Origin of the sequence: Azospirillum sp. INR13 (assembly GCF_015390205.1) — a bacterium.
GTDB lineage: Bacteria > Pseudomonadota > Alphaproteobacteria > Azospirillales > Azospirillaceae > Azospirillum.
Genome location: NZ_VUOI01000006.1, coordinates 93,569 through 119,476, shown reverse-complemented (window position 1 = coordinate 119,476; position 25,908 = coordinate 93,569). Strand labels below are relative to the sequence as shown.

General features: G+C 69.1%; 17 protein-coding genes and 5 pseudogenes. 11 read left to right on the top strand and 11 right to left on the bottom strand.

Going from position 1 to position 25,908, the window contains the following annotated elements:
- Positions 1-28: 28 nt before the first annotated feature.
- The 3 genes and pseudogenes from F1643_RS22530 to F1643_RS22525 all read left to right on the top strand — a co-directional run.
- Positions 29-2,869 (top strand): annotated as a pseudogene (locus F1643_RS22530) (beta-ketoacyl synthase); the annotation flags it as partial.
- Positions 2,769-3,062, top strand: a pseudogene (locus F1643_RS24540) (hypothetical protein); the annotation flags it as partial. The pseudogenes F1643_RS22530 and F1643_RS24540, both read left to right, overlap by 101 nt.
- 252 nt (positions 3,063-3,314) lie before the next feature.
- The gene (locus F1643_RS22525; RefSeq protein WP_370540511.1) at positions 3,315-5,195 is read left to right on the top strand and encodes a 1-acyl-sn-glycerol-3-phosphate acyltransferase; all 1,881 of its coding nucleotides are present in this window, start codon (positions 3,315-3,317) and stop codon (positions 5,193-5,195) included.
- Positions 5,196-5,214: 19 nt separating this feature from the next.
- Here F1643_RS22525 and F1643_RS07355 read toward each other — a convergent pair whose 3' ends face one another.
- From F1643_RS07355 to F1643_RS07340, 5 genes and pseudogenes are all read right to left on the bottom strand, one after another.
- The gene (locus F1643_RS07355) at positions 5,215-5,970 is read right to left on the bottom strand and encodes a hypothetical protein (protein ID WP_255542506.1); all 756 of its coding nucleotides are present in this window, start codon (positions 5,968-5,970) and stop codon (positions 5,215-5,217) included.
- Positions 5,971-6,051: 81 nt separating this feature from the next.
- A pseudogene (locus F1643_RS24535) lies at positions 6,052-6,180 on the bottom strand (hypothetical protein); the annotation flags it as partial.
- A 281-nt stretch (positions 6,181-6,461) separates the two neighbouring features.
- Positions 6,462-7,496 carry a LysR family transcriptional regulator gene (locus tag F1643_RS07350; RefSeq protein WP_194912286.1) on the bottom strand — a complete coding sequence of 345 codons (1,035 nt, stop codon included), beginning with the start codon at positions 7,494-7,496 and terminating at the stop codon, positions 6,462-6,464.
- A 142-nt stretch (positions 7,497-7,638) separates the two neighbouring features.
- Entirely contained in the window at positions 7,639-8,130 is a 492-nt protein-coding gene (locus F1643_RS07345; protein ID WP_255542504.1) for a TIGR02588 family protein, read from the bottom strand.
- 17 nt (positions 8,131-8,147) lie between these two features.
- Positions 8,148-8,878, bottom strand: a pseudogene (locus F1643_RS07340) (TIGR02587 family membrane protein).
- 309 nt (positions 8,879-9,187) lie between these two features.
- Between F1643_RS07340 and coxB the strand changes: the two are divergent.
- The 3 genes and pseudogenes from coxB to F1643_RS07325 all read left to right on the top strand — a co-directional run bounded on the left by coxB (position 9,188) and on the right by F1643_RS07325 (position 13,118).
- Positions 9,188-10,192, top strand: coding sequence for a cytochrome c oxidase subunit II (gene coxB, locus F1643_RS07335; RefSeq protein ID WP_194912283.1), 1,005 nt, complete (start codon positions 9,188-9,190; stop codon positions 10,190-10,192).
- Positions 10,189-12,743 (top strand): annotated as a pseudogene (gene ctaD, locus F1643_RS07330) (cytochrome c oxidase subunit I). The gene coxB and the pseudogene ctaD overlap by 4 nt, the downstream one beginning before the upstream one ends.
- Positions 12,744-12,755: 12 nt before the next feature.
- Entirely contained in the window at positions 12,756-13,118 is a 363-nt protein-coding gene (locus F1643_RS07325) for a hypothetical protein (protein WP_194912281.1), read from the top strand.
- A gap of 290 nt (positions 13,119-13,408) precedes the next feature.
- Here the strand turns inward: F1643_RS07325 and F1643_RS07320 are convergent, their stop codons facing one another.
- The 3 genes from F1643_RS07320 to F1643_RS07310 form a co-directional block, all read right to left on the bottom strand.
- Positions 13,409-14,095 (bottom strand): peptidoglycan-binding protein, encoded by a 687-nt coding sequence (locus tag F1643_RS07320; protein ID WP_194912279.1) that lies wholly within the window; start codon positions 14,093-14,095, stop codon positions 13,409-13,411.
- Between the two features lie 141 nt (positions 14,096-14,236).
- Positions 14,237-15,403 (bottom strand): c-type cytochrome, encoded by a 1,167-nt coding sequence (locus F1643_RS07315; RefSeq protein ID WP_194912278.1) that lies wholly within the window; start codon positions 15,401-15,403, stop codon positions 14,237-14,239.
- A gap of 4 nt (positions 15,404-15,407) precedes the next feature.
- Positions 15,408-16,262: a cytochrome c oxidase assembly protein gene (locus tag F1643_RS07310; RefSeq protein ID WP_194912277.1), complete on the bottom strand. Its 855-nt coding sequence runs from the start codon at positions 16,260-16,262 to the stop codon at positions 15,408-15,410.
- Between the two features lie 198 nt (positions 16,263-16,460).
- On the opposite strand from F1643_RS07310, the gene F1643_RS07305 reads away from it, so the two are divergent.
- The 3 genes from F1643_RS07305 to F1643_RS07295 all read left to right on the top strand — a co-directional run bounded on the left by F1643_RS07305 (position 16,461) and on the right by F1643_RS07295 (position 22,077).
- Complete coding sequence (locus tag F1643_RS07305; RefSeq protein ID WP_194912276.1) at positions 16,461-17,732, top strand: efflux RND transporter periplasmic adaptor subunit; 1,272 nt, start codon at positions 16,461-16,463, stop codon at positions 17,730-17,732.
- Between the two features lie 4 nt (positions 17,733-17,736).
- The gene (locus tag F1643_RS07300) at positions 17,737-20,889 is read left to right on the top strand and encodes an efflux RND transporter permease subunit (RefSeq protein WP_194912274.1); all 3,153 of its coding nucleotides are present in this window, start codon (positions 17,737-17,739) and stop codon (positions 20,887-20,889) included.
- 222 nt (positions 20,890-21,111) lie between these two features.
- A complete protein-coding gene (locus F1643_RS07295; RefSeq protein ID WP_194912272.1) occupies positions 21,112-22,077 on the top strand; it encodes an RNA polymerase factor sigma-32 in 966 nt (321 codons plus the stop codon).
- On the opposite strand, the gene F1643_RS07290 is transcribed toward F1643_RS07295, so the two are convergent.
- The gene (locus tag F1643_RS07290) at positions 22,025-22,900 is read right to left on the bottom strand and encodes a DUF2243 domain-containing protein (protein ID WP_206692389.1); all 876 of its coding nucleotides are present in this window, start codon (positions 22,898-22,900) and stop codon (positions 22,025-22,027) included. The two genes, F1643_RS07295 and F1643_RS07290, sit on opposite strands and share 53 nt — an antisense overlap.
- A gap of 71 nt (positions 22,901-22,971) precedes the next feature.
- Positions 22,972-23,133, bottom strand: coding sequence for a hypothetical protein (locus F1643_RS07285; RefSeq protein WP_194912271.1), 162 nt, complete (start codon positions 23,131-23,133; stop codon positions 22,972-22,974).
- A gap of 150 nt (positions 23,134-23,283) precedes the next feature.
- On the opposite strand from F1643_RS07285, the gene F1643_RS07280 reads away from it, so the two are divergent.
- Positions 23,284-24,462, top strand: a complete 1,179-nt coding sequence (locus F1643_RS07280) for an OpgC family protein (RefSeq protein ID WP_194912269.1) — start codon at positions 23,284-23,286, stop codon at positions 24,460-24,462.
- A gap of 63 nt (positions 24,463-24,525) precedes the next feature.
- On the top strand, positions 24,526-24,819 hold the full coding sequence (locus F1643_RS07275; RefSeq protein ID WP_194912267.1) for a hypothetical protein: 294 nt from the start codon (positions 24,526-24,528) through the stop codon (positions 24,817-24,819).
- 107 nt (positions 24,820-24,926) lie between these two features.
- On the opposite strand, the gene F1643_RS07270 is transcribed toward F1643_RS07275, so the two are convergent.
- The gene (locus F1643_RS07270) at positions 24,927-25,553 is read right to left on the bottom strand and encodes an ATP-dependent Clp protease proteolytic subunit (RefSeq protein ID WP_194912266.1); all 627 of its coding nucleotides are present in this window, start codon (positions 25,551-25,553) and stop codon (positions 24,927-24,929) included.
- Positions 25,554-25,908: the final 355 nt, after the last annotated feature.

Below are 25,908 nucleotides of genomic sequence, written 5' to 3'. Positions count from 1 at the left end.
GCACCGCGCCTTGCCGCTCGGCCAGGACATGGTGGTGCATTGCGCGGAGATGGAGCCCTGCGCGTCGGTCTGGCGCCGGATTCACAGCCGGGAGACCACGCCGCCCGAGGGGATCGCCGTCTATGCCAACGCCTTCGGCGAAGCCTACCGGCCATCGGTCGAGCTGTGCGCCGAGGCGCTGACCCGTCAGGCGCTGGAACGGGTGGACTTCCCCCGCACGATCCGCCGCGCCCATGACGACGGGCTGCGGATCTTCGTCGAGCATGGTCCGCGCAACGCCCTGACCCGCTCCATCGCCGCCACGCTGGCCGGCCGCGAGCATCTGGCGGTCAGCCTGGACCATCCCGGCCGTGCGCCGCTGGAACAGCTGGCCCATGTGGCGGCCGAACTGTTCGCCGCCGGGCAGGAGCCCGCCATGGCCGAAGTCGCCCGCCGCCTGGAGCGCCGGACCGCCGCGCCGCCGGTCCAACCCCTGACCTTCGCCGCCCATGCCGCGCCCGTCGCGGTCGTTCTCGGACAGCCGATGCCCCCCGCACCGCCCCTGCCGCCGGTCGCCGACCTTCCGCCGCCCGATCTGGCGGCCCGCCGCCCCCTGGATGAGGCGTCTGAGCCGGAACCGATTTTTGCAGTCCCCACGTCCGACAGTCCAATCGCCCGCATCCTCGCCCGTACGGCGGAGCTTCACACCGGCTACCTGAAGACCGCGTCGGATCTGCACCGGACCTACCTGCAGGGTTTCGGGGTGCCGACGCTGTCCGCGCTCCCTCCCGCTCTCCCTCTCCCCGGGGGGGAGAGGGGATCGTCCCAGCTGGACCGTCCGCTCTGGGACCGCGCCCAGTTGGAAATCCTGGCGTCGGACAAGGTGTCCGACATCTTCGGCCCGCTGTTCGCGCAGCAGGACGGCTACGCGCGTCAGGTCCGCATGCCGGAGCCGCCGCTGCTGCTGGTGGACCGAGTCATGTCCATCACCGGCGAGCCGGGCAGCATGGAGCTTGGCTCCATCGTCACCGAGACGGACGTCACGCCCGACAGCTGGTATCTGCACAACGACCGCATGCCGGTGGGGCTCGCCATCGAATCCGGGCAGGCCGACCTGCTGCTGATCTCCTGGCTGGGTGCCGATTTCCGCAACAGGGGCGAGCGCGTCTACCGCCTGCTGGGCTGCGAGATGACCTATCACGAGGGTGGCCTGCCGCGGGTGGGCGATACCCTGCGCTACGACATCCACATCGACGGCCATGCCCGGATGGGCGAGGTCGGGCTGTTCTTCTTCCATTACGACTGCCGCATCGGCGACCGGCTGGTGCTGTCGGTGCGCAACGGGCAGGCCGGTTTCTTCACCGATCACGAGCTTGCCGACTCCGGCGGCGTGCTGTGGAGCGCCGAGGAGGACCGGCCCAAGGACGGCGCGCGCCTGGACCCGCTGTCCTGTCCGTCGCGCCACCGCTCCTTCACCGCCGAACAGCTGGATCTCTGGACCGCCGGCCGGGCCTTCGCCTGTTTCGGCGAGGGGTTCGAACTGGCCGGCAGCCACCAGCGGACCCCGGCGATCCCGCAGGGGCGCATGCGCCTGATCGACAGCGTGAGCGCCTTCGAACCGCAGGGCGGCCCCTGGGGTCGTGGATATCTGCGGGCGGAAAGCCATGTCCCGGCCGATGCCTGGTTCTATGCCGGCCACTTCAAGAACGATCCCTGCATGCCCGGCACGCTTATGGCCGAGGGGGCGGTGCAGGCGGTGGCGACCTTCATGGCGGCCGGCGGCTTCACCATCGGGCGCGATGCCTGGCGGTTCGAGCCGGTGCCGGACGAGCCCGCCCGCTTCGTCTGCCGCGGGCAGGTGATCCCCGACGCCGCCCATCATCTGGTCTATGAGGTCTTCGTCGAGGAGATCGAGGACGGCCCGACGCCCATCGTCCGGGCCGCGCTTCTGTGCAGCGCCGACGGCTTCAAGGTCTTCCACTGCCGTGCCTTCGCCGTCCGCATGGTTCCCGACTGGCCGCTGGGCCACGGGCGTCATGTCCTGCCGGCGCTGGCGGAGGCGCCGCGGATCGTCGGCATCCGCGGCGACGTGCGCGGCGATTACGAGGCGCTGCTGGCCTGTGCCTGGGGGGCGCCGTCGCTGGCATTCGGCAGCATGTATGCCCGCTTCGACGCCGGGCGGGTGCCGCGCCTGCCGGGGCTGCCCTATCACTTCATGACCAGCGTGGTGTCGGTGGACTGTCCGGCCGGGGAGCCGACCGTCGGCGGCACGCTCCTCGTCGATTACGCGGTGGAGCCGGAGGCGTGGTACTTCGCCCGCAACGCCGCGCCGGTCATGCCGTTCTGCGTGCTGATGGAGGTGCTGCTGCAGCCCTGCGGCTGGCTGGCCTCCTATATGGGTTTCGCGCTCGCCTCCACCGAGGATCTGGCGATCCGCAACCTGGACGGCGACGCCGCCCGCGTGATGGCCGAGGTGACGCCCGCCGACACCCGCATCCGCACCGAGGCGACGCTGACCCGCTTCTCCCGCGCCGGAGGCATCACCCTGATCGCCTTCAAGGTCAGTGCCTGGGTCGACGACCGGCCGCTGATGGAGCTGGAGACCTCCTTCGGCTTCTTCGCGTCCGCCGCGCTGGCGAAGCAGAACGGCCTTCCTCCCTTGCCGGACGACGATGCGCGGGGGATCGCGCCCGCCATGGCCGTCGTGGAGCCGCGCCGCACGAGGCTGGCGGAGGGAATGCTGAGCATGGTGGACGAGGTCACCGGCTGGTGGCCTGAGGGTGGCGCCAATGGCCTGGGGCTGGTCCGCGGCCGGCAGGTGGTCGATCCGGAATCCTGGTACTTCAAGGCCCATTTCTTCCAGGACCCGGTTCAGCCCGGCTCGCTGGGGGTCGAGGCGCTGCTGCAATTGCTGGAGCGCGCCATGGTCCTGGCGGGGGCTGGACGGCGAACTGCCTTGCCCGCGCTTCGAAGGGGCGGCCCTGGACGTGCCGCTGCGCTGGAAATATCGCGGTCAGGTGGTCCCCACCAACCGGACCGTCACCACCGAGATCGAGATCTTGCGGATCGAGCGCGACGAGCGCGGCATCCTGGCCGTCGCCCGCGGCAGCCTGTGGGCCGACGACCTGCGCATCTACGAGGTGGACGGGCTGGCGGCGCGTCTGGTGCCCGGCGATGGCGGCGGCAACGGCGGCATCCGTCTGGATCTGGACAGCGCTCCCTGGCTCGGCGACCATCGCCCCACCCATACCGCAGCCGCGGTCCCGCTGACCTGTCTCGCCGACATCATGGCAGCGGCTCTTGGGGACTGCGTCGCCGCCCTGGAGGATGTCAGGGTGCAGCGCTGGGCGACGGTGCCGGTGACGCTGGTTCGGGCGGTGGAGCCCGACGGGCGCGTCACACTGCGGGACGAGGGCGGCATCCTGGCGACCGGCCGGGTGGTGCGGGCGGACGCATGGCCGGCCCCGCCGCAGCCCTTCACCCCCCTGGAGGATGCCCGGCCCTCGCCTTGCCCCTATGCCGCGGCGGAGCTGTTCCACGGCCCGGCCTTCCGGATGCTGAGCGGGTTGCGAACCGGCTCCCGCGGCGCATCGGCTGATCTGGATGCGGCCAAGGCGGCGCGGGTGCCGGGGCCGATCGGTCCGGCGCTGCTGGATGCCGGGCTCCATGCCACGCCCCGCCATGCCCCCGAACTCTGGTGGGGAGACAGGGCTGCAGGGATGCTCGCCTATCCCAGTGCCATCGAGCGGCTGAGCTTCTTCGGTCCGACACCGCGCGACGGCATGGTCCGCATCGAGGTGCGTGCGCTTCCCTTTGATGCCCAGGGGCGTGCCCGGTCGCGGCTGCAATGGATTGCCGATGGCAGGGTATGGGCCGAAATGGAGCTTGCCGACGTGCTGTTCCCCAAGGGCGCGCTCGGCAACGCGCCCGCCCTGGCGCGGCAGGCGTTCCTGCGCGACCGCAAGCCGGCACCCGGCGTGCGCCTGTCGCGGGCGGAGAACGGCGCCAGCCGGCTGAGCGCCCGCGAGGTGGCGGCGAGCAACTGGCTGCCGGGAACCCTGGAGAGCCTCTATGGCGTGTCGGGCAACCCCGCCGACATGGCCCGCGCCATTGCCGCAAAGGAGCATGCGGCGGCGCAGCTCGGCGTCCATCCGGGTGTGGTGACGGTCGAGGGCGATGTCGCCCGCTGCGCCGGCGCGCCGCTCAATCCGGTTCCGCTGTCTGTCGGTCGCGACGGGAACGATTGGGTGGTGAGCGGTACGGTCCCCGCCGCTCCCGACATCGCGCCGCTCAAGGCCTTCTGGCGCTCCCGTCTGGGGACCGGGGACTGGCCGGTGGAGGATCTGTTCTCGGCCCTAGCCGCCGAGTTCGTCGGTCAGGTGCGCGTGGCGGAGCCGGAGCAACTCGCCCGCATCCGCGACCGCGGCGCGCTGTTCCTCGGCAACCATCAGGTGGCGGTGGAGTCGCTGACCTTCACGCTGGTGGCCGCCGCCCTGACCGGCCGCCCGATCCTGACGGTCGCCAAGGCGGAGCATCGCAACACTTGGCTGGGTAGCCTGCTGGCCCTGTCCGGCAGCGCTCCGGGGCTTTGCCTGCCGCAGATGATGCTGCTGTTCGACCGGGAGGATCCGGCGGCCATGCTGGGGCTGGTGGAGCAGGCATGCGACGCGGTGAGGCGGGACGGCATGTCGATCATGGTCCATGCGGAGGGCACGCGGTCGCTGTCCTGCCGGGCGCCGGTGTCCCGGCTGTCCGGGGTGTTCCTGGATCTGGCGGCGAGGCTGGAGGTTCCCATCGTGCCGGTCCGCTTCGCCGGCGCCCTGCCGGTGGAGCCCGCGCCGGAGCGGCTGGAGTTCCCGCTGGGCTTCGCACGTCAGGACATCCACATCGGCGCCCCGCTGTGGCCGGACGACCTGGCGAGCCTGCCCTTGGCGGAGCGCAAGAGGGCCGTCCTCGACGCCATCAACGTGACCGGCCCTGGACTGACCGGCGAGTGTCCGAACGAACCGCGTCCCGACTTCGAAGCGGCGGCGAGGGCGATTGCCTCCACGCAAGGGCTCGCCTTGCCCCGCGCGGCGACCCTCCAGGCGGTGTCGAACGCGATCCCATGCGATCGTCCGCTGGCCCGTCTCGCCCGCAGCATCGCGGCGGGGGAGGGGGTGGAGGAGGCCGACCCGTGGCTGTCCGCCCTGGCCGGCTGGTTCCGAAATCAGTAGATGGGGATGCCCACGACCATCAGCCCGAAGACGCCGAGGATGGCATGGGACACGCTGCTGCCGACCAGCGATCCCTGCCGGGCGAAGATCCAGCCCCAATAGAGGCCGATGGGAACACCGCGAGCGCGAGCGCGATGGACACATGCAGGTGGGTGGCGCTGAACAGCATGTTGGACAGGACGATGGCCTCCGCCGTCTTGTATTTGCTGGTCAGGAAAAGCTGGAAGGACGCCTGGGTGCCGCGGGCGATGGTTTCCTGGATCGGCGTAAAGGCGCAATAGGCGCTGCCGTAGAAAAGGATTTCGCCCAGCGACAGCCCGGTGGACCGCGCGAAGTCGAACACCGGCTGCCCTTGCAGGGATGGGATCATCGTCACGCCGATCCATTTCAGAACGACGATCAGCAGGGCGATGGGGATGGACAGCACCACGCCTTCCAGCGCGTTGCGCCGCCAGTTCTTCAGGGTGAAACCATAGGCGCTGGGCGGCCAGGGGCTGGTCTTGACGGTGCGGTACACGCCGAAGGCGAAGGCGGTCAGGATCGGCAGGCTGATGAGGGAGGTGTCGGGAACCACCTTGCTGAGCGCCGTGGTGACGCCCAAAGCGAACATGTAGAAGCAGAGGCCGACCAGCAGGCGGAAGATGAACTTGCTCATCTCCACGCGGTTCTCGGCCTCGTTCAACTGGCGGCGCAGGGTCTGGACCGTCACCTCGTTGGTGCGGCGCAGGCGTGCGGCCAGCTCATAGGCCAGATTGATCTTGAGACGGCCGTCCACGCCGAGCCGGCTGTCGGGGTGTTCGCGCAGGCGGGCGAGCGGAACGGCGATGACCTCGCTGTCCTCGGTCGCGCGGACGGCGCCGGAGCGCGGGCCGCTGTCCAGCAGCGATACCTCGCCGATGGACTGGCCCGCCGTCAGCAGGGCGAGCCGGTGGCGGACGTCGCTGCCCTCCTCGCGCTTCAGGACCTCGAAGCTGCCGGAGAGGATGAAGAAGAGCGCGTCGCCGGGATCGCCCTCTTCGAACAGAAGCTGGCCCTGGGGATCTTGCAGGGGCCATCCATGATGGCGGCCAGCTGCCGGATGTTCTCGTCCGAAAAGCCTTCCAGAAGAGGCGCGCTCCTCAGACGCTCGTCGATTTCCAGATGCCGCGCATCCGACGGCGCGCCACCAACAACGTCCATCTCATCCCCCTCGCCCGAAAAGCGCGGGCACCTTAACGCAAGGGAGAAGGGGTTAGAAGTGACATGAGAAATCGGAACGCGCCCGGCTCACACGACGCAGAGGCAGGCACCCTCCTGGTCCATGGCGACGGAATCGACGGCGACCGGCAGTTTCTGCGCCTTCGCCGGCATCTTGGGCCGGTGGGCCTCGCCGCGGCAGGCATCGATCGGCACATCCTCCCCCTGCATCAGCGGGCAGCGCTCGAAGATCTCCGCCACCCAGTCGACGAAGACCCGCACCTTCGGCGACAGATGGCGGTTCTGCGGATAGAGGGCGGAGATCGGCATCAGGGCCGGGCGCCAGTCCGGCAGGATCTCCACCAGGGCGCCGCTGCGCAGATGGGGCAGGGCCATGAAGCGGGCGGGCTGGATGATGCCGAGCCCCTCCACCCCGCAGGTGACGTACGCGTCGGCGTCGTTGACCGAGACGGTGCCGGCCATCTTCACCTCGCGCTCCACCCCGTCGCGCTCGAAGCTGGGCTCGTGGACCTTGCCGGTCCGGGTGAAGTATTTGACGGCGACGTGGCTTTGCAGTTCGTCCAGCGTCTTCGGCGTGCCGTGGGCGGCGAGGTAGGACGGGCTGGCGCAGGTCACCGACCGGAAGGCGCCGACCCGCCGGGCGATCAGGCTGGAATCCTGAAGCTCGCCGACGCGCAGGACGCAGTCCACCCCCTCCTGGATCAGGTCGATGGGCCGGTCGCTGAGCCCCAGCATCAGTTCGATGTCGGGATAGGCGCTGTGGAACTCGTGGATCGCCGGGATGATGACCAGCCGGCCGATGGAGCCCGGCATGTCCACGCGCAGCCGGCCGCGCGGCGTCTTGCGCGCGCTGGTGAAGGAGGATTCGACCTCCTCCAGTTCCTGCAGGATGCGGGTGGCGCCCTCCAGATAGGCGGCGCCGTCCAGCGTCAGGTTCAGCTTGCGCGTCGTCCGCTGCAGAAGCCGGACGCCCAGCGACGCCTCCAGGTTCTGGATGGTGGTGGTGACGGAGGCGCGCGGCAGCCCCAGCGTGTCGGCCGCCTTGGTGAAGCTGTTTGCCTCCACAACCCGAACGAAGACGCGCATCGCGTGAAGCTTGTCCATGGCCGTCCTGTCCCGCCCTGCGTCGGCACCGCTCCCGGGCATGGGTGGTGCCGCTGGTTGAAGAGGCGCTATTTAACCACGACACGCGCCGCTGTCGATCATTCGGACGGACATGGCTGGGCAGATGGACCGGCGGAGGGCGCTACGGTTCGCTGTAGCTGGTGGGGATGATGCGCAACTCAAAGCGGGCGGGGTCCTGCTGGAAGATCAGGCCGCCGAAGCGTTCGGAGTAGGGTGGGAGATAGTCGAACTCGGCCTCCACCGCCTCGACCACACGGTCACCGGACCGCAACTCCCCGCGCACGCGCAGAGTGGCGGCGGTGGCGGTGGTGCGGTTGCGGATCTGGAAGCGCACGGTGTGGCCATGGCCACTCGCCTGCGTCTCCACGACGGTGATGTCGATCCTGCCGGGCACCTCGCCGTGCTCCCGCAGGCCGTACTGCACCATGTAGGCGATCATCGCGGCGATCAGCAGGGCGCCGATGCCCGCCACGACCCATTCCAAGGGGGAGGTCGGCGTCGCCCGCTCGGTCTCGCTCCTGCCCGTCTTCCGGTCCGCCGGTTGCGGCGGAGGCCGGGTCCGCTCCGTCGCGGAGTCCTTGGGCCGGGGGGCCGGTGCGTCTTGCGGGGTCATGGGGCCCTCTCTTCCCGTCACAGGATCAGGCGGGCGGCTGCTGCGCCGATGGCGCAGGGGAAGCCCAGGACGACGGTGGCGCTGATGATCTCGGCCAGCCCCGTGCCGTCGGTCCGGCCGAAGGTCCACAGCAGATAGAGGCAGATCGCCAGCACGATGACGTAGCCGACGACGGTGAAGCGCAGGAACAGGCTCCAGAATCCCACGCCGCCGGGCGGCTTCGACCCGCCGGGCAGTTCCACCGCATAGACGAAGGCGTGCATCAGCACGAGCGACAGCAGCAGAAGCGCGATTTCCCGCCACGGATCCATCATGTAGGACAGCAGGACCATCTCCTCCGTCGGGGCGACGTTGAGGCCGAGGAAGAGCGCGCCGACCGCCATCAGGAACAGCTCCTGCCCGTAGGTCATGGAGTCCTGGCGCTGCATGCTCTCGGCCGACTTCTCGCCCAGCTGGTCGCGGGCCAGCATGGCGCCGATGGCGGCGGGGAAGCTCTGCAGCGCGATCTTGCCGATCACCTCGCGCGCGGCATGTCGAAGGACAGCACCTTGAAGATGCCGAGGATGACGGCCGACATCGTCACCGCCACCGCGATGGCGACGAAGGCGTCGGCGATGTCGTCGCGCAGGCTGGCGTTGGTCTTGAAGCCGCTGACCACCGACAGGCCGATCAGCAGCGGGATCAGCAGGACCAGCAGCAGCACCAGCCGCCAAGGCGTCATGGTGAAGCCGATCCACCACATCTCCATGGTCATCAGCATCGGCAGCGAGAAGATCAGCGCCCCGGCGAAGGCGCGCGCCAACCCCACCAGGAAGGACCGGTTGTCCTCGTAGGCGGGCCGGCCGGTATCGGCGGTCATGCATCGTCTCCCCAACCCGGCCGCGCGGTCGTCGCAGCCCGCTTCCCAGGGTCAACACTCAAGGCCACGCATAGGTTTCCGCGCTCTCCGAAGGAAGATGAGGGTGCCGAGGAAACCGCTGAGCCTCTGCTGTGTTGACCCTGGTGGGACCATGGGGCGCGGGGCGACGAGCCTTCCCCATTGACGGCAGGAGGTGGCATGGACGGGCCGAGCCGGCGAACAGCGCGAAATCCTCTGCGGCCGGTCCTGCCGGCGGCGGTTCTGGCGCTTGCCGGGTGCGAGGGGCGGCAGTCGGCGCTCGATGCGGCCGGCGTCAGTGCGCAGGAGATCCTGGTCACCAGCTGGATCCTGTTCATCGGCGGGGCCGTGATCTTCCTGGTGGTGATGGCGCTGGCGCTCTATGCCGCCTTCGTCCGGCCGGAGCGCTTTCCCGGCCGCCGCGCCTGGGTGATCGGCGGCGGCATCCTGTTCCCGGTCGTCACGCTTACCGCGCTCCAACTGCATGAATTCGCCCTGGCCCGCCGACTGGCGACGCTGGCGCCGGAACCCGCCTTCGTGGTGGAGGTCACCGGGCTGATGTGGTGGTGGGATGTCCGCTACCTCGTGCCGGGGCAGGAACCGCTGCGCGCCGCCAACGAGATCGTGCTGCCCGCCGGGAAACCGGTGGAGATCAGGGTGGCCAGCGCCGACGTCATCCACAGCTTCTGGGTGCCCAGCCTCGCCGGCAAGATCGACATGATCCCCGGCCATGTGAACCGCCTGCCGCTGGTGGCGCAGCGGCCGGGGCTCTACCGCGGCCAATGCGCCGAATACTGCGGGGCGCAGCATGCCCTGATGGCCTTCGACGTGCGGGTTCTGCCGGCCGGCGAGTTCGACGCCTGGATGGCGGCGCAGCGCCGCCCGGCGCCGGAACCGCCGACGCCGGAACTGGTGCGTGGCCGCGATGCCTTCTTCGCGCTCGGCTGCCAGTCCTGCCATGCGGTGCGCGGCACCGAGGCGGCGGGGCTGGCCGGGCCGGACCTGAGCCGCATCGGCGCGCGTGCCTCGCTCGCCGCCGGGACGCTGCCGACGCGGGTGGAGACCATCGCCGCCTGGATCGCCGGCGCCCAGCACATCAAGCCCGAAAACCGCATGCCGTCCTTCGACGTGACCGATGGCGAGACCCTGCATGCCATGGCCGCCTGGCTGGAGAGCCTGAAATGACGCTGCGTACCGACGAGCCCCGCGACGAGTTCCCCGGCGGCCGGACGACTCCCAGCCCCATTCCCCGACCGCCGGGCGAGGAGGAGGAACTGCTCCGCCTCTGGCGTCTGCCGCAGGGTATCGCGCGCGTCACCGCGGTGAACAACACCAAGGTCGGCGTCTGGTACATCGGTACGGCGCTGCTGTTCTTTCTGATCGCCGGGGTGCTGGCGCTGGTGATGCGGCTGCAGCTGGCGATGCCCGGAAACGACCTGCTCGACCATGGCACCTACAACCAGTTCTTCACGGTCCACGGCACCGGGATGATGTTCCTGTTCGCCGTGCCGATCGTCGAGGCCATCGGCGTCTTCCTGCTGCCTTCCATGCTGGCGGCGCGCGACCTGCCCTTCCCCGGCTGTCGGCCTTCGCCTTCTGGGCCTACTTCTTCGGCGGCATATTCTTCTTCTGCTCGCTGATCTTCGACGCCGCCCCCGACGGCGGCTGGTTCATGTATCCGCCGCTGACCAGCTACGAGCATTCGCCCGGCATCAACACCGATTTCTGGCTGCTCGGCATCGGCTTCATCGAGATCTCGGCCATTGCCGGGGCCATCGAGATCGTGATCGGCATCCTGCGCACCCGTCCGCCGGGCATGACGCTGGACAAGCTGCCGATCTATGCCTGGTCGATGCTGGTGATGGCGGGGATGATCATCTTCGCCTTTCCCGCCGTCATCGTCGCCACCGCCCTGCTGGAGATCGAGCGCGCCTTCCACTGGCCCTTCTTCATCGCCGAGCGCGGCGGCGACCCGCTGCTGTGGCAGCATCTGTTCTGGTTCTTCGGTCATCCGGAGGTCTACATCATCTTCCTGCCGGCGGCCGGGCTGGTGTCGATGATGGTGCCGACGCTGGCCCGCCGGCCGCTGGTGGGGCATGACTGGGTGGTGCTGGCGCTGGTCGGCACCGGGTTCTTCAGCTTCGGACTGTGGGTCCACCACATGTTCGCCACCGGCATCCCGTCGCTGTCGCTCAGCTTCTTTTCCGCCGCCAGCATGGCGGTGGCGGTGCCCAGCGGCATCCAGGTGTTCGCCTGGATCGCCACGCTGGGGGCGGGGCGGGTACAATGGACCGTCGCCACCCATTTCCTGTTCGGCTTCCTGTTCATCTTCGTGCTGGGCGGGCTGACCGGGGTGATGGTGGCGGTGGTGCCGTTCGACTGGCAGGCCCATGACAGCTACTTCATCGTCGCGCACCTGCATTACGTGCTAATCGGCGGCATGGTGTTCCCTGTCTTCGCCGGGCTGTACCACTGGTGGCCGACGCTGAACGGCCGGCTGCTGTCGGAGCGGCTGGGGCGCTGGGCCTTCTGGCTCATGTTCATCGGCTTCAACGTCGCCTTCTTCCCCATGCACATCAGCGGCCTGCTGGGCATGCCGCGCCGGGTCTACACCTATCCCGGCGATCTCGGCTGGAACCTGCTGAACATGATCTCCACGGTCGGTTCCTTCGTTCTGGCCCTGGGCGTGCTGCTGGTGCTGATCGACATCGCGCGCAGCGCCTTCGGCGGCGGCCGGAAGGCGCCCGACAATCCATGGAACGCCGGGACGCTGGAATGGCTGCCGAACGAGCTTTACGGCACCCGCAGCATCCCGCACGTCACCGGCCTCTATCCCTTGTGGGACAAGCCGGACCTGTCGCGCGAGGTGCGCGAGGGCGCGCATTTCCTGCCCGGCGCCCCGACCGGCCGGCGCGAGACCATCGTCACCAGCCCGATCGAGGCCAAGCCGCAATATCTGATGCCGTTGCCCGGGCCGCATTGGGGCCCATTCCTGGCCGGGCTGTTCACTGCGGTGCATTTCATGTGCCTGACCGTGCAGTGGTATTATCCCTCCCTGATCCCGGCGGTGCTGGCCATCGCCATGGTGATCTGGTGGGTTTGGGGCCTTGATGCCGGCACCGACCGACCGCCGCAGGATGTCGGCGGCGGCTGGCGCGTGCCGGTCTACGTCCAGGGGCCGAAGAACCATTCCTGGTGGGGCGTGGTGGTCCTGATGCTGGTGGACGGCACGGCCTTCGCCTGCCTGATCTTCACCTACCTGTTCCTGTGGACGGTCAGCCCCGATGTCTGGCCGGCGGGTGGAGACGGGCTGCCGGGCCTGCCCTGGCTGGCCGGCGGGCTGGCGCTGTGGGGGCTGTCGGCGCTGGCCATCGGCTGGGCGCGGAGAGCGGTCGACCGCAACCGGCACGGCCGCGTCCGCGTCGGCCTGATCGTTGCGTGGGCGGCGATGGTCGGCGGCATCCTGCTGGACGCCAATGCCCAGATCGGGACCGGCCTCGTCGGTGCGGCCAGCGCCTATGGCGCCATCACCTACATGCTGGTGGCGTGGCAGGCGTTCCATGTGGCGGTGATGACGCTGATGCTGGGCTATACGCTGGCCCGCTCGGCCACCGGGCTTCTGCATGCGGAGCGGCGGGTGACCTTCGACAACACCATGCTGATGGGCTGGTACAGCGCGGCGCAGGGGACGATCGCCCTTCTGCTTCTGCACCTGTTCCCACGTCTGGCGATCTGAGAGGGGGGCGTCATGTCGGGCCGCAGCTTTCCCGTTACCTTCGGCGCGATGCTGGCGCCCTTCCTGATCTGGGCCGGGCATTTCGGCCTGGTCTACGCCATCAACGGCGCGGTCTGCGCGCGGGCGCCGGAGGGGGCGATGCTGTTCGGCTATCCGATGTCGGCGGCGCTGGTCACCGCCGCGACGGTCCTCGCGATGGTCTGGGTCGCGGTGCTGCTGGCGATGGCGCTGCAGGGGCGCGGTCCGGCCGGCCATGTCGCCTCCGCCGATCCCCGCCGCTTCGCCCGCTGGTTCGTGATTGCCGGGGCGGGCGCGGCATTGGTCGCCATCCTGTGGGTCGCTCTGCCGGCGCTGCTGGTGCCGGCCTGCGGGTGACGGCCGATCCGAGGTATAGGCGCTGACCTACGGGACTTTGCGCGCATCCCGATGGCCCCGCACCTTTCCGCTCGTCATCCCTGCGGAGGCGCTACGGAATGGACGAATCTCGCATCTGCGAGGTAGATACAGCCTTTGGGCGTGAATGGCCCTTCTCCCCTTGCGGGGCTTTCCTCAACGCCAATTCCTCAACAGACTTCGCCGGTTCCGAGGCACCTGCGGCGGCCGAGGGGGCCGCCGCGGATGTCTCGAAACCGGCGATGCGGTTTCAGAAGACCCTGACTGCCGGATTACTGCTGGGTGCCGGTCTGGCCCATCGAGCCCTGCGGAGTGCTCTGGTTCTGCGGGGTGTCGCTCGGCACGCTGCCGGTGGTGTTGCCCATGGTGTTGGTGCTCCCGGTCGTGCCGGTGCCCGTGTTGCCGGTCGTGCCCGTGCCGCCGGCGGTGCCGGTGTTGGTGGTGCTGCCGTTCACGTTCAGCGCGGCCATGGTCTGCTGGTCGGCGCGGCCGGTGACGCGCAGGCCGTTCTCGCGCTGGAACTGCATCAGGGCGCGGCGGGTGTTGGCGCCCCACATGCCGTCGACGGCGATGTCGCGGCCGTCGGTGCGGTCGTTCAGCGCCTGCTGGATTTCGCGCACCTGCTCGCTGCTGAGGTTGCTGGAGGACATGCTGCCGGAGCGGCGGGTCGACGAACGGTCGGAACCGCTGCCCGACGTCTCTTCCCGAACCTCCGCAGTCGCGCGGTCGGTCACACGGTCGGTCTTCTTGCTCAGGCTTTCGTCCATGGTGTTGCCGGCGACGGCACCGCCGACGCCACCGACCACCGCACCGACCGGGCCGCCGACGACGGCACCGGCCACGGCACCGCTGCCCGCGCCGGTCGCCGTCCGCGAGGTCTCCGTGCTGCCGCAGGCGCTCAGCGCGAACAGGGCGCCGGCTGCCGTGGCGGTCATGACGATCTTCGAAATCCCACGCATGGTTGCCATCCTTCTCGATTACGCTTCGATGTTGGCGACCCGCCGCCCGGTGCGGCCTGTACTGTCCTGCCGCGCGGCAAGCGACAGCTGGGTCATGTGATGAACAATCAGCAGCGGGCCTTCTTGTTCCCTGACGTCGTCTCAGGATTTTCCGTCATCGCCCTTCACCATGGCGTCACCGTGAGCGCGGCGGGAGTAATACTCGGCGACTGCATCGATCTGCTCGTCGGTCAGTCGGCGGACCGCGGCCTCCATGATGCGGGACAGCGCCGTGTTGCCGCGCGCCTCGTCGCGCCACAGCCGCAGCTGCCCGGCGATGTAGGAGGCATGCAGGCCGTCCAGGGTGGGATAGCGCGGGTCGCGCGCATGGCGGCTGTCGCCCGCCCCTTCGTGACAGCCGGAGCAGGCGGCGACGCCGCGTCCCGGATCGCCGGAGTCCGCGATCCGCCGGCCGAGCTCCAGCAGTTTCGGATCGGGTTCTCCGGCTGCAGGCGTTGGTGTTGCAGGCTTTTGCGCCGCGTAATGGTCGGCCAGCCCACGGATGGCCTCCTCGTCCAGACCGGCGGCGACGGGCTGCATGATGCCGCTGAACCGATTGCCCTGGGCATAGGCGCGCAGCGTCTCGAACAGGTAGTCCGCCGACTGCCCGGCGAGCCGCGGGAAGGCGCCGTCGGCCCCGCCGTTGCCGTCCCGGCCGTGGCAGCGGGCGCAGTCCTGCAGCGTCTCGCCCAGCCGGCCGGTTTCCGGGCCGCTGACGGGGCCGGTCAGATCGGCGACGCGGGCACGCCCATCCGGCTGGGTCCCGCCGAAAGCGAGGCTGCGGTATTCTTCCGCGCTCATCCCTTTGAGCCGCAGGAGAAAGGCGGTAACCGCCCAGGGTTCGTCCTTGCGCTGCTGCGCCGGCCAGGCCGGCATCCCGGCATATTTGATGCCGTTCAGCGTGATCCAGTACAACTCATGCGGCTTCCAGTCCGCCAACTGGCTTGGCAGATAGGGCGGCTCCGGCATCATGTGGCGGGAGATCGGGTTGCGCGTCGCGTCGGGCGCACCGTGGCAGGGCGCACAGCCATTCTCATAGTGGCCGGCGCCGCGGCGGATCAGTGCCGGGTCGTTCAGGTCGGGCGGCTCCTCGACGAAGGCGGCATGCGTCTCGACCGAGCTGCGCATCGCCATCTCGAAGAACATCTCGACGGGCGTCCAGTGCTCCTTGGTCGCCGCGACGCTGTAGAGGCCGGACCATGCGAACAGCAGTCCGCCGATGCCGGCCGCCACCGCCGCCAGGGCGAGGGTCGTCAGGGTGCGCCGCATGCCCTCACCCGGCCTTTCCGCCGGAGAACCGGCCGTCCTTGGTGCGATCGTCCCAAATCCGGTCGTCAGCGCTCTGCCGCAGCCAGCGCGCCGCACCGGCCAGCACCAGCGCCACATAGGCCAGCGACCCGACCACCCCCATGATCAGCCCGCCGAGCTGCTGGTCGGCCAGCGGCGACAGGCCCCAGGCCGCGGTGGTGGTCAGGTGGTAGGGGAACAGCGGCGTCCCGGCGAAGATCAGCAGCCCCGCCAGCATCGCCAGATGGACCGAGGTCCCGAAGGCCGCCAGCAGCCCGCGCAGGCGCATGGCGTTTCCGGCCGGCGCCAGCACGCTCCGCCACGCCGCCACCGCTCCGGCGAGCAGGGTGCCGTGCATCAGCCACAGCACGGCGTCGTTCGCCAGAGCCGCCATGTAGGGGCCCGGCAGGTGCCAGACCCACAGCGTGATGCCGAACAGGCCCCAGGCCAGCTCAGGCCGCTCCAGCGGCCCGACCGCGGTCCGAAGCCAGCCCGGCCAGCGCACCGCCCCGGCCGGCCAGCCGAGCACGAACAGCGGGGCCGCGACCTGCACGGTCAGCAGATGCTGGGCGACGCGGGCGGAGAACAGGGCGGAGGTGAGGTTGCACAGCGGAGAGACGAAGGCGATGCCCAGGACCAGCCAGCCGGCGGCGAGGCACCAGGGCCGGTGCCCGGACGCGCCGCCCGCAGTCCGCGTCCGACGCGTTACCGTCGCCAGCCCGGCCGCCGCCAGGACGAAGACGGCCAACAGCCATGGATCGGTGTTCCAGGCCGTCGACAAGTCACCCGGCACCGGTGGGGTGCCGCAGTAGGGGACGAAGGGTAGGGCGTCTGTCGGCATGGCTTGGCCTCGCGGAATCCGGGATCTCTCCGTCCTGTCCAATGACCGGGGTGGCGGGATGTTCCCGATAAAGCGACGTTTCAGTCCGAAAGGCATCGAGCGCAGGGAGCAGAACGCCCGCTGGGATGTTGTTCGCGCATGGCCGATCGCACATCCAACCGGTTATGGGCCAGTCGAAAAATGTTGCCGGAGACCGTGATGCCCGCCGCCCATCCCTGCCGCGCCGGCGCCCTTCCCGCCCTCTGCGCGGCGATGCTGGCGGGGCTGCTCGCCGCCGGACCCGCGAAGGGGCAGGGACAGCCGGGCGCCGGCCAGAATGCGCCGCCGCCGGCGGTGACAACCGTGCCGGTGCAGAACCGCAACGTGGCCCCGGCGACGGAGTTCATCGGCCGGATCGAGGCGATCCGCTCCTTCGACGCGAGGCCGCGGATTGAGGGCACCGTGGAGCAGGTCGCCTTCCAGGAGGGGCAGGACGTCCATGAGGGCGACCTGCTCTATGTGATCGAGCCGGCGCCCTATCAGGCGGCGCTCGACAGTGCCAAGGCGCAGCTCGCCAGTGCAGAGGCCAAGCTGCGCGAGGCGGAGCGCGCCTACAGCCGCGCCGACGAGCTGCGGCAGCGCGGCAACGTCTCGCAGGCGCAGCTGGATCAGGCGCTGGCCGACCGCGACGCGGCCCAGGCGGACGTGATGATGAACCAGGCGCAGGTCCGCACGGCGGAGATCAATCTCGGCTATACCCGCGTCTCCAGCCCGGTGGATGGCCGCATTGGCGCCACGGTGGTGACCCAGGGCAACCTCGTCAACCCGTCCACCGGCGTGCTGGCGACGGTGGTGCAGCTCGACCCCATCCGCGTCGTCTTCTCGGTCGCCGACCGCGACATGCTGGCCTTCCAGCGCCGGTTCGACGTGCGCCGGCCGACCCAGGCCGCGGCGGAGAAATACGTGCCCACGCTGATCCTGCCCGACGGCAGCGAGTACGCCGAACAGGGCCAGGTCGAGTTCGCCAACAACCGCGTCGATCCGCAGACCGGCACCGTCAGCATCCGCGCCACCTTCGCCAACCCACAGCGCCTTCTCCTGCCGGGCCAGTATGTGACCGTGCAACTCCGCCGCGACCAGCCGGAGCAGCGCCCGGTGGTGCCCGTCGCCTCCATCCAGCAGGACCAGCAGGGCAGCTACGTCCTGGTGCTCGACGACCAGAACAGGGTGCAGCGGCGCCCGGTGGAGACCGGAGCGCAGGTCGACCAGTCGCTGGTGGTGGAAAAGGGCCTAACCGCCGGCGAGACCGTGGTGGTCGGCGGCGCGCAGAAGGTGCGTCCGGGCATGGTCGTGCAGCCCACCCCGGCGGAGCCGATGGCCGAAGGCACGCAGGCGGGGGTCGCTCCAAGCGGAACCGACCCTGCGGGTGCCGCCGGCAGCAGCGGGACCGCTCCGGCGAACGGTGCCGGCTCCGGTGCGGTGAAGGAGTGAGGCGATGTTCTCCGCGCTCTTCATCCGCCGTCCGAATCTGGCGATCGTCATAGCGGTCGTCACCCTGATCGCCGGCTTCCTGGCGCTGACCGCCATCCCGGTCGCGCAATATCCGTCGATCACCCCGCCCACCGTCCAGGTGTCCGCGACATATCCCGGCGCCAATGCCCAGGTGGTGGCCGACAGCGTCGCCGCCCCCATCGAATCGCAGGTGAACGGCGTGGAAGGCATGCTCTACATGTCCTCCACCAGCACCGACACCGGCAGCTATTCGCTGACCATCACCTTCGCCCCCGGCACCGATCCGGACATCGCCGCGGTGAACGTGCAGAACCGCATGTCGCTCGCCACTGCGAGCTTGCCATCAGAAGTGACGCGGCAGGGCGTCACCGTGCGCCGGCAGTCGTCCAACATGCTGATGGCGGTGAACGTCTATGCGCCCGGCGGGAAATTCGATCCTATCTTCATCTCCAACTATGCCAGCCTGAACCTGCGCGATTCCATCGCCCGCGTTCCCGGCGTCGGCGACGCGCAGGTGCTGGGTGCCTTGGACTACAGCATGCGCATCTGGATGAACCCGGACCGCATGACGGCGCTTGGCATCACCGCTTCGGACGTGATCGGCGCCATCCAGAATCAGAATGTCCAGGCGCCTGCCGGCCAGATCGGCGCCCCGCCCATCGGCGGCGACCAGCAGCAACAGCTGACCATCATCGCCCGCGGCCGGCTGAACGATCCGCAGGAATTCGCCAACATCATCATCCGCAGCAACGAGAATGGCGGCATCGTCCGCCTCAGCGACGTGGCGCGGGTGGAGCTGGGGGCGCAGTCCTACACCTCCTCGTCCAAGCTGAACGGCGCGCCCGCGGCGACGCTGGTCGTCTACCAGTCGCCTGGAGCCAACGCGCTGGACGTCGCCAACTCGGTGCAGGCGGAATTGCAGCGCCTGTCGCAGCGTTTCCCCGAGGGGCTGGAATACGCGGTCGTCTTCAACACCACCAACTTCGTTACCGCGACCATCGAAGAGATCGTGCTGACGCTGGGCATCACCTTCCTGCTGGTGGTGGTGGTCATCTACGTCTTCCTGCAGGATTGGCGGGCGACGCTGATTCCGACGCTGGCGATCCCGGTATCGATCATCGGCGTCTTCGCCGTGCTGCTGGTCCTGGGCTACAGCGCCAACACCATCACGCTGTTTGCGCTGATCCTTGCCATCGGTTTGGTCGTCGACGATGCCATCGTGGTGGTGGAGAATGTCCGCCGCGTGATGGAGGAGCATCCGGAGCTTTCCGCAAGGGAGGCGGCGGGCAGGGCGATGGGGCAGGTCAGCGGCGCCATCGTCGCCTCCACCCTGGTGCTGGCGGCGGTGTTCGTGCCGGTGGCCTTCCTGCCGGGCATCACAGGGCAGCTCTACCGCCAGTTCGCCGTCACCATCGCGGCGTCCTTCATCATCTCCGGCATCAACTCGCTGACGCTCAGTCCGGCGCTGTGCGGCCTGCTGCTGCGCCCGCCGACGGCACCCTGGCGGCCGCTGGCGGCTTTCAATCGCGGGCTGGACCGGGTGCGCGATGGCTATGGCCGGCTGGTCCATGGGCTTGGGCGACGGCTGATCGTCGGGCTCGTGCTGTTCGTGGCGATCACCGCCGGCGCCTTCGCCCTGCTGCGGGCCTTGCCCACCGCCTTCCTGCCGGCGGAGGACCAGGGCTATTTCTTCGTCAACGTCCAGCTGCCCAGCGCCGCGTCGGTCACCCGCACCCAGACCGTGATGGATCGCGTCAGCGAAACCATCAAGCAGGAACCGGGAGTCGCCGACGTCATCGCCATTTCCGGCTTCAGCATCCTCAGCGGCCAGGGCTCCAATGTCGGCCTCGTCATCGTCTCCCTGAAGCCCTGGGCGGAGCGGGGGAGCGACCAGACCGTCGACGCCATTCTCGGCAGTTTGCGCCCGCGATTCAACGCAATGCCGCAGGCAACGGTGACCGCCTTCAACCCGCCCTCCATTCCGGGGTTGGGCGCCACCGGCGGCTTCGATCTGCGCGTGCTCGCCACCGGCGGCCAGACTCCGCAGGAATTGGGTGCGGTTCTGCGCGGCCTGCTGGTCGCCGCCAACCAGGATTCGAACCTGCAGGCGGTGTTCAGCACCTACAGCGCGGAGGTACCGCATCTGTATCTGGATGTCGACCGCACCCGCGCCTCGCTGCTGGGGGTCTCGCCGGCCGACGTCTTCACCACACTGCAGGCTCATCTGGGAGCCAGCTACGTCAATGATTTCAACCTGTACGGCCGTGTTTTTCAGGTGAAGGTGCAGGACGCCGCCGGCTATCGCGATCAGGTGAAGGAGATCGACCAGCTCTATGTCCGCAGCCAGACCGGCGACATGGTGCCGCTGCGCAGCCTCGTCTCCGTCCGTACTACCCTCGCCCCCGACAGCATTACCCGCTACAACCAGTTCATGTCCGCCTCGGTCAACGGCCAGCCGGCGGCCGGGATCAGCACCGGACAGGCGCTGACCGGGATGCAGGCGGTGGCGCAGAGCACGCTGCCGCAGGGCTACGCCACCGAATGGACCGGCCTGTCCTATCAGGAGAGCCAGGTCGGCAACCAGGGCCTGATGGTGTTCGGGCTGGCCCTGCTGTTCGGCTACCTGTTCCTGGTGGCGCAGTACGAGGACTGGCTGGTGCCGCTGGCGGTGCTGCTGTCGGTGGCGGTCGCCGTGCTGGGGGCCGGTGTCGGGCTGTGGATTGCCGGGCTCCCGAACGACGTCTATGCGCAGATCGGGCTGGTTCTGCTGGTCGGTCTGGCGGCGAAGAACGCCATCCTGATCGTGGAGTTCGCGCGGGAACGGCGGGCCGACGGCCGGTCCATCGTCGATGCGGCGGTGGCCGGCGCCCGCCAGCGCTTCCGCGCCGTGCTGATGACGGCGCTGGCCTTCATCCTGGGCACGGTCCCGCTGCTGGTCGCCACCGGCGCCGGAGCGGCCAGCCGGCGGTCGATCGGCACCACCGTGTTCGGCGGCATGGTGGCGGCGACGGTGATCGGCATCATCTTCGTGCCGGTGCTGTTCGTCGCCTTCCAGCGCCTGACCGAACGGCTGCGGCGCCGCCCGGCAGAGGCGCGCGTGCGCCCGGCGACGGAGGGGAGCATGGGCGACGATTGACTCGCTGGGACCTTGATTAGCATGCATAAGATCCCACATCAGCGTGGTCCCCGACATCCTTGAAATTGGCGTCCTTCGTGCGACGCTCCCCGCGCATCGGCGCGATGGCGGCCGGCTCCGGGCCAGACGCCGACCGACCTGTACCTTGCCCGGTCTGCGGCTGACCGGGAGGGCGGGCGGCGGCCTTGCAGAGCGACGGGAGGTCGGGGCAGGGAGTTTTCCATGCCGAACAGGAACCAACCGCAACCCGAAACCCGGTCGGCCGAACCGCTGACCCTCTTCCTCAAAGACATGCGCCGCTACGAGATCCTCACCGCCGAGGAGGAGCGGGAGCTTGCCCGCCGCTGGCGCGACCATGACGATGCCGAGGCGCTGGACCGGCTGATCGGCGGACACCTGCGTCTGGTCGTCGGCGTCGCCAAGCGCTTCCGACGCTATGGGCTGCCGTTGGCCGATCTGGTGGCGGAGGGCAACATCGGGCTGATGCGCGCCGCGCGGAAGTTCGATCCCGACAAGGGCTTCCGCTTCTCCACCTATGCGCACTGGTGGATCCGCGCGGCGATCCAGGACCATGTCCTGCAGAACTGGTCGCTGGTGAAGATCGGCTCTACCACCGCGCACCGCACCCTGTTCTTCAGCCTGCGCCACCTGAAGGCCAAGCTGAAGGAGTTGGACAGCGGCGACCTGTCGCCAGAGACGGCGACTGCCATCGCCACCGAGCTCGACCTGCCGGAACGCGACGTGGTGGAGATGAACCGCCGCCTCACCGCCGACCGCTCGCTGAACGCCACGGTGGGCGAGGAGAGCGGGATGGAGTGGCAGGACCTGCTGGCCGACGACCGCGCCGACCAGGAGACGGCGCTTGCGGAGATGGAGGAGCGCATCCAGCACAAGCGCCTGATCGCACTGGGGCTGGAGAAGCTGACCGAACGCGACCGTCAGATTCTGATCGCCCGCCGCCTGCTGGACGAACCGGTGACTGCCGACGAACTCAGCCGGCGCTTCAACCTGTCGCGCCAGCGCATCGGCCAGATCGAGGCGGCGGCGATGCAGACCGTCCGCAAGGCGGTGCTGGCCGGACGGGCTGCCCAGGCGACTCAGCGGCCCGCCAACCGGCCTGCCGCCAGGAAGCCGGTCAAAGCGCGGCCGACACAGCCGGGTCGGCGGACGGACGGGGTGCCTGTCTGAACCAGTCCAGGCACCCGGCGGGGACCACCCCGTTGCTGACCAGCAGCGCGCCTCTGCGATAGAGTCCGAGTGCGCTGCCACCCTCCGGCAGGTCGATGGCCCAGAGCCGCCCGCTGGGGTCGCTCCACACCATGCGGCCATCCACGGCGGCCAGGGCGCTGAGCGCCTCGGCCGGTGCGGTGCCCTGACGGAACAGCACCAGCGTGGCGGTCCCCCCCGGCGGCGGCAGGGCGGCGACTGCCCCGGCGATGCCCGTCGACAGCGCCAGCAGGAGCGGTGCGGCGCCGCGCCGCATGCCACCATCGCCGGCTCGTCCACTGCCGGTCCGCGTCAGCCACCAGCCGGCCGCCACCGCGGCGACGCCGAAGGCGAAGAACCACAGCAGGTCCCAGAACAGCTTGTCGTCCACGTCCATGCGGATGCGGTGAAGGCCCAGAAGCCAGTGCGACATCAACCCGTCCAGCATGTGCCAGACCCCGAAGCCGACCAGCGCCCAGCCCATCAGCCGGCGCCCACCCACCTCGGCAAGCCCCCGGCGCCCGCGCCACAGCAGCCACAGCCCCACCGCGGCGATCACGTACATCAGCGCATGGAACAGTCCATCCGCCAGGATCTGGACCCTGATGTCGGCAAAGGCCGGATCGGCGAGGCCGGAGAGCAGGTGGTGCCATTGCAGGATCTGGTGCAGCAGGATCCCGTCGAAGAAGCCGCCCAGTGCGAAACCCAGGCAGACCCCGCCCAGCAGCAGGGTCCGGCCGGGGCCGCGCCTGACATCCGACATCGGCATGGGGTGCGGCAGCGGATCGTTCGGGTCGGCGATCATGGACTGATGTCCCCGGCTTTTGTTTGGTGGCTTCTGTTTGGCAGCTTCTGCTTGGATTTGGCCCCACATCCCTAACAAAGCCGCCAATGGCAGGTTCCTGTCTTTTCGGGTTCGCCCGATTCCGGGTTGGTCTCCACAACCGCCGCAAGATGGGCGTAACGCTTTTCCTCTCCCGCGCAGCGATGGAAGGATCCCCCCATCGCGTTGGACACCCGGCCGGTGAAAATGGCCATGGTGGACTAAGTCCCCCGTGGCGATGCCGGACCGGCAGTGGTCCTGCGTCGCCGCGATTCGTGCGCCCTTGCCGAAGGTGGTGAGCGGCCAGTCCTGCCCGGCCAATTCCCCGGCAGGAAGCCCCGCGACAGCAGGAGAGGCACAGCCGCATGCAGCAACGTCAGGCTCGCGACGTCCGGCTCGATCTGTTCAAGGGCGTGGCCCTTCTGATCATCTTCATCAACCATGTGGGCGGAAATCCGCTGGCCAAGGTGACGCCCGGCCGGTTCGGCCCGTCCGATTCGGCGGAGATCTTCGTCTTCATCTCCGGCTATGCCATAGCCCTGGCCTATGGCCCGGTGCTGGCGGAGCGCGGATTCGCGGCCTGCCAGCGCAAGGCGCTCGGCCGCTGCCGGCAGCTGTGGGCGGCCAACATCGCCACCATGCTGGTCAGCGCGCTGGTGGTGGCGCTGGCGGTTCATGTCGGCGACCTGCCGATGGAGGCCTCCAATCGGCTGCAGAGCTTCGCGCCGCTGTTCGACAGCCCGGTCGTGGCGATGGCGTGGCATCTGGTGCTGATGTACCTGCCCTTCGCGCTCGACATCCTGGCGCTCTACATCCTGCTGGTGGCGGCGGCGCCGCTGTTCCTGTGGTCCTACGCCCGCTTCGGCATGGCGGCGGTGGCGGGGTCGGTGGCGCTCTATCTGCTCGCCCAGGCGGCACCCGGCCTGATGCCGCCCAACCTGTGGGAGGGAAGCTGGAACTTCAGCCCGCTGGCCTGGCAGTGCGTGTTCTTCCTCGGCACCAGCCTGGCGCTGGTGGTGCGCAGCGGCAAAGTGACGCTGCCGCGCTCCCCCTGGCTGCTGGCGGCGGCGCTGGCGGTGGTGGTGGGCATGGCTCTGTGGAAGGGGGCGGCCTCCGACATCGGCCGGGCGCTGGTTCCGGCAGGGCTGCATGGCTGGTTGCCGGAGCAGACGATCCCCTGGGCGGACAAGGACACGCTGGGTCCGATGCGCCTTCTGCATTTCCTGGCGCTCGCCTGCGCGGCGGCGCTGCTGGTGCCGCGGGATGCGGGATGGCTGCGCTCGGCGCCTGCGCGGCTGCTGACCGCCTGCGGACGGCATTCGCTGCCGGTCTTCTGCGTCGGGGTCGTGCTGTCCATCACCGGAACTGCGCTGCTGATGGCGGGGAAGGGGGCGGCGATGGTGCTGGCGGTCAATCTGGGCGGCATCGCCCTGCTGCTTGCGCTGGCGGCGGTGCTGGAGCGCCGGCGGACCCGGCGGCTGCCGGCGAAGGCCGCCGCGGTTCCGGCATCGCCGTCCGCAGCGGCGGTTCCCGAAACGCCCTGAGGCCGGGGGAAAGCTACGGCTGGGCTTCTTGAATCCTGCGCTGGATAAGCGCATATTTCTTATATGCAGCTCAACCCGGCCATACCGTCTTTCCAGACGCTGAAGCCAAACCCGCAGACGCCCGCGGTGCAGATCGCGATGTCTCCGGCGGTGCAGGCGGCACAGCAGACGGCTCCGCCGGTCCGTACCCAGACCATTGCCGCTCCCCAGGCCGCCGGCAAGGCCGACCAGGCGCGTGAGACGCGCACCGCCACCCAGGGCAGCCAGTCGGTGGACACCGTCGCCAACGCGTTGACCGCCCAGGTGAACGGGCAAGGCTATCGCAAACGCGGATCGCTGCTGGACGTTTCTGTCTGAAGGCCGGCTTTTCCAAAGCTCTTGCCGCTTAACGCACTGATGAAAGAAAAAGGGGCTTTCCTCCAGCTGGAGGAAAGCCCCTTTTCAATGTCCGTCGGAACGAACGGTTACTTCAACTCGTCCATCGTGTCGATGACATGGGTGACGATGCCGTATTCCTTGGCCTCGTCGGCTTGCATCCAATAGTTCCGGTCCGTATCCTTGGCGACCTTTTCGAAAGGCTGCCCGGTCTCGCGCGCGATGATCTTGTTCAGACGCTCGCGCATCCGGATGATTTCCTTCGCCTCGATGGCGATGTCCGTCGCCCGGCCGCCCGTTCCGCCCAGCGGCTGGTGGATCAGGAAGCGGGTGTTCGGCAGGCAGAACCGGTCTTCCTTCTTCGCCGCCAGATAGATGTGGCAACCGGCGCTGGCGACCCAGCCCGTACCCAGCATCTTCACCCGCGGCTTGATGAAGCGGATCATGTCGTGGATGGTGTCGCCCGCCTCGACGTGGCCGCCCGGCGAGTTGACCACGATGGTGATGTCGTCGTCGTTCTCATGGGCGAGCGCCAGCAACTGGGCCGAGACGACCTGCGCCAGCTTCATGTCGATCTGACCGAAGATCAGGACCGTGCGCGCCTTGAACAGGCTCTGCTGCACGGCGGCGAACTGCGGCTGGGCGCTTTCCTTCGACTTCTCGTCCGGTTCCTTTTCGGGTTCGTCGTCGAACCGGGTGTATCCGACCTGCGCCATTGATGTTCTTCTCCCTGGTATCGGAAGCGGGGTATCGGGACCGGGATGCGCTGCCGGAGGGGTGCCCCGACTGCCGTCCCGCTGCCGCATGCGCCTTGCCTGCTTCACCACATAGCCCGTCCGGGCTTCATGTTCAACGTCCGGCGGGGCAAAATCGATGGGCGGAGCCGCGGCCGGATGGAACGTTTGAAACGCCGTGCAACGGCTTTCCGGCCCTGTTCCACTGTTCAACTCGCCGAACACGAGGGTGTCCTCCAAGGTCGCAGGCACGACGCCCATTCCTACCACGCGGCAGTGGGGCAGGTAAGAGGCGGTTCGAAATCCCGGTCGGGGCACGGGAACGGCACGGCTCTGC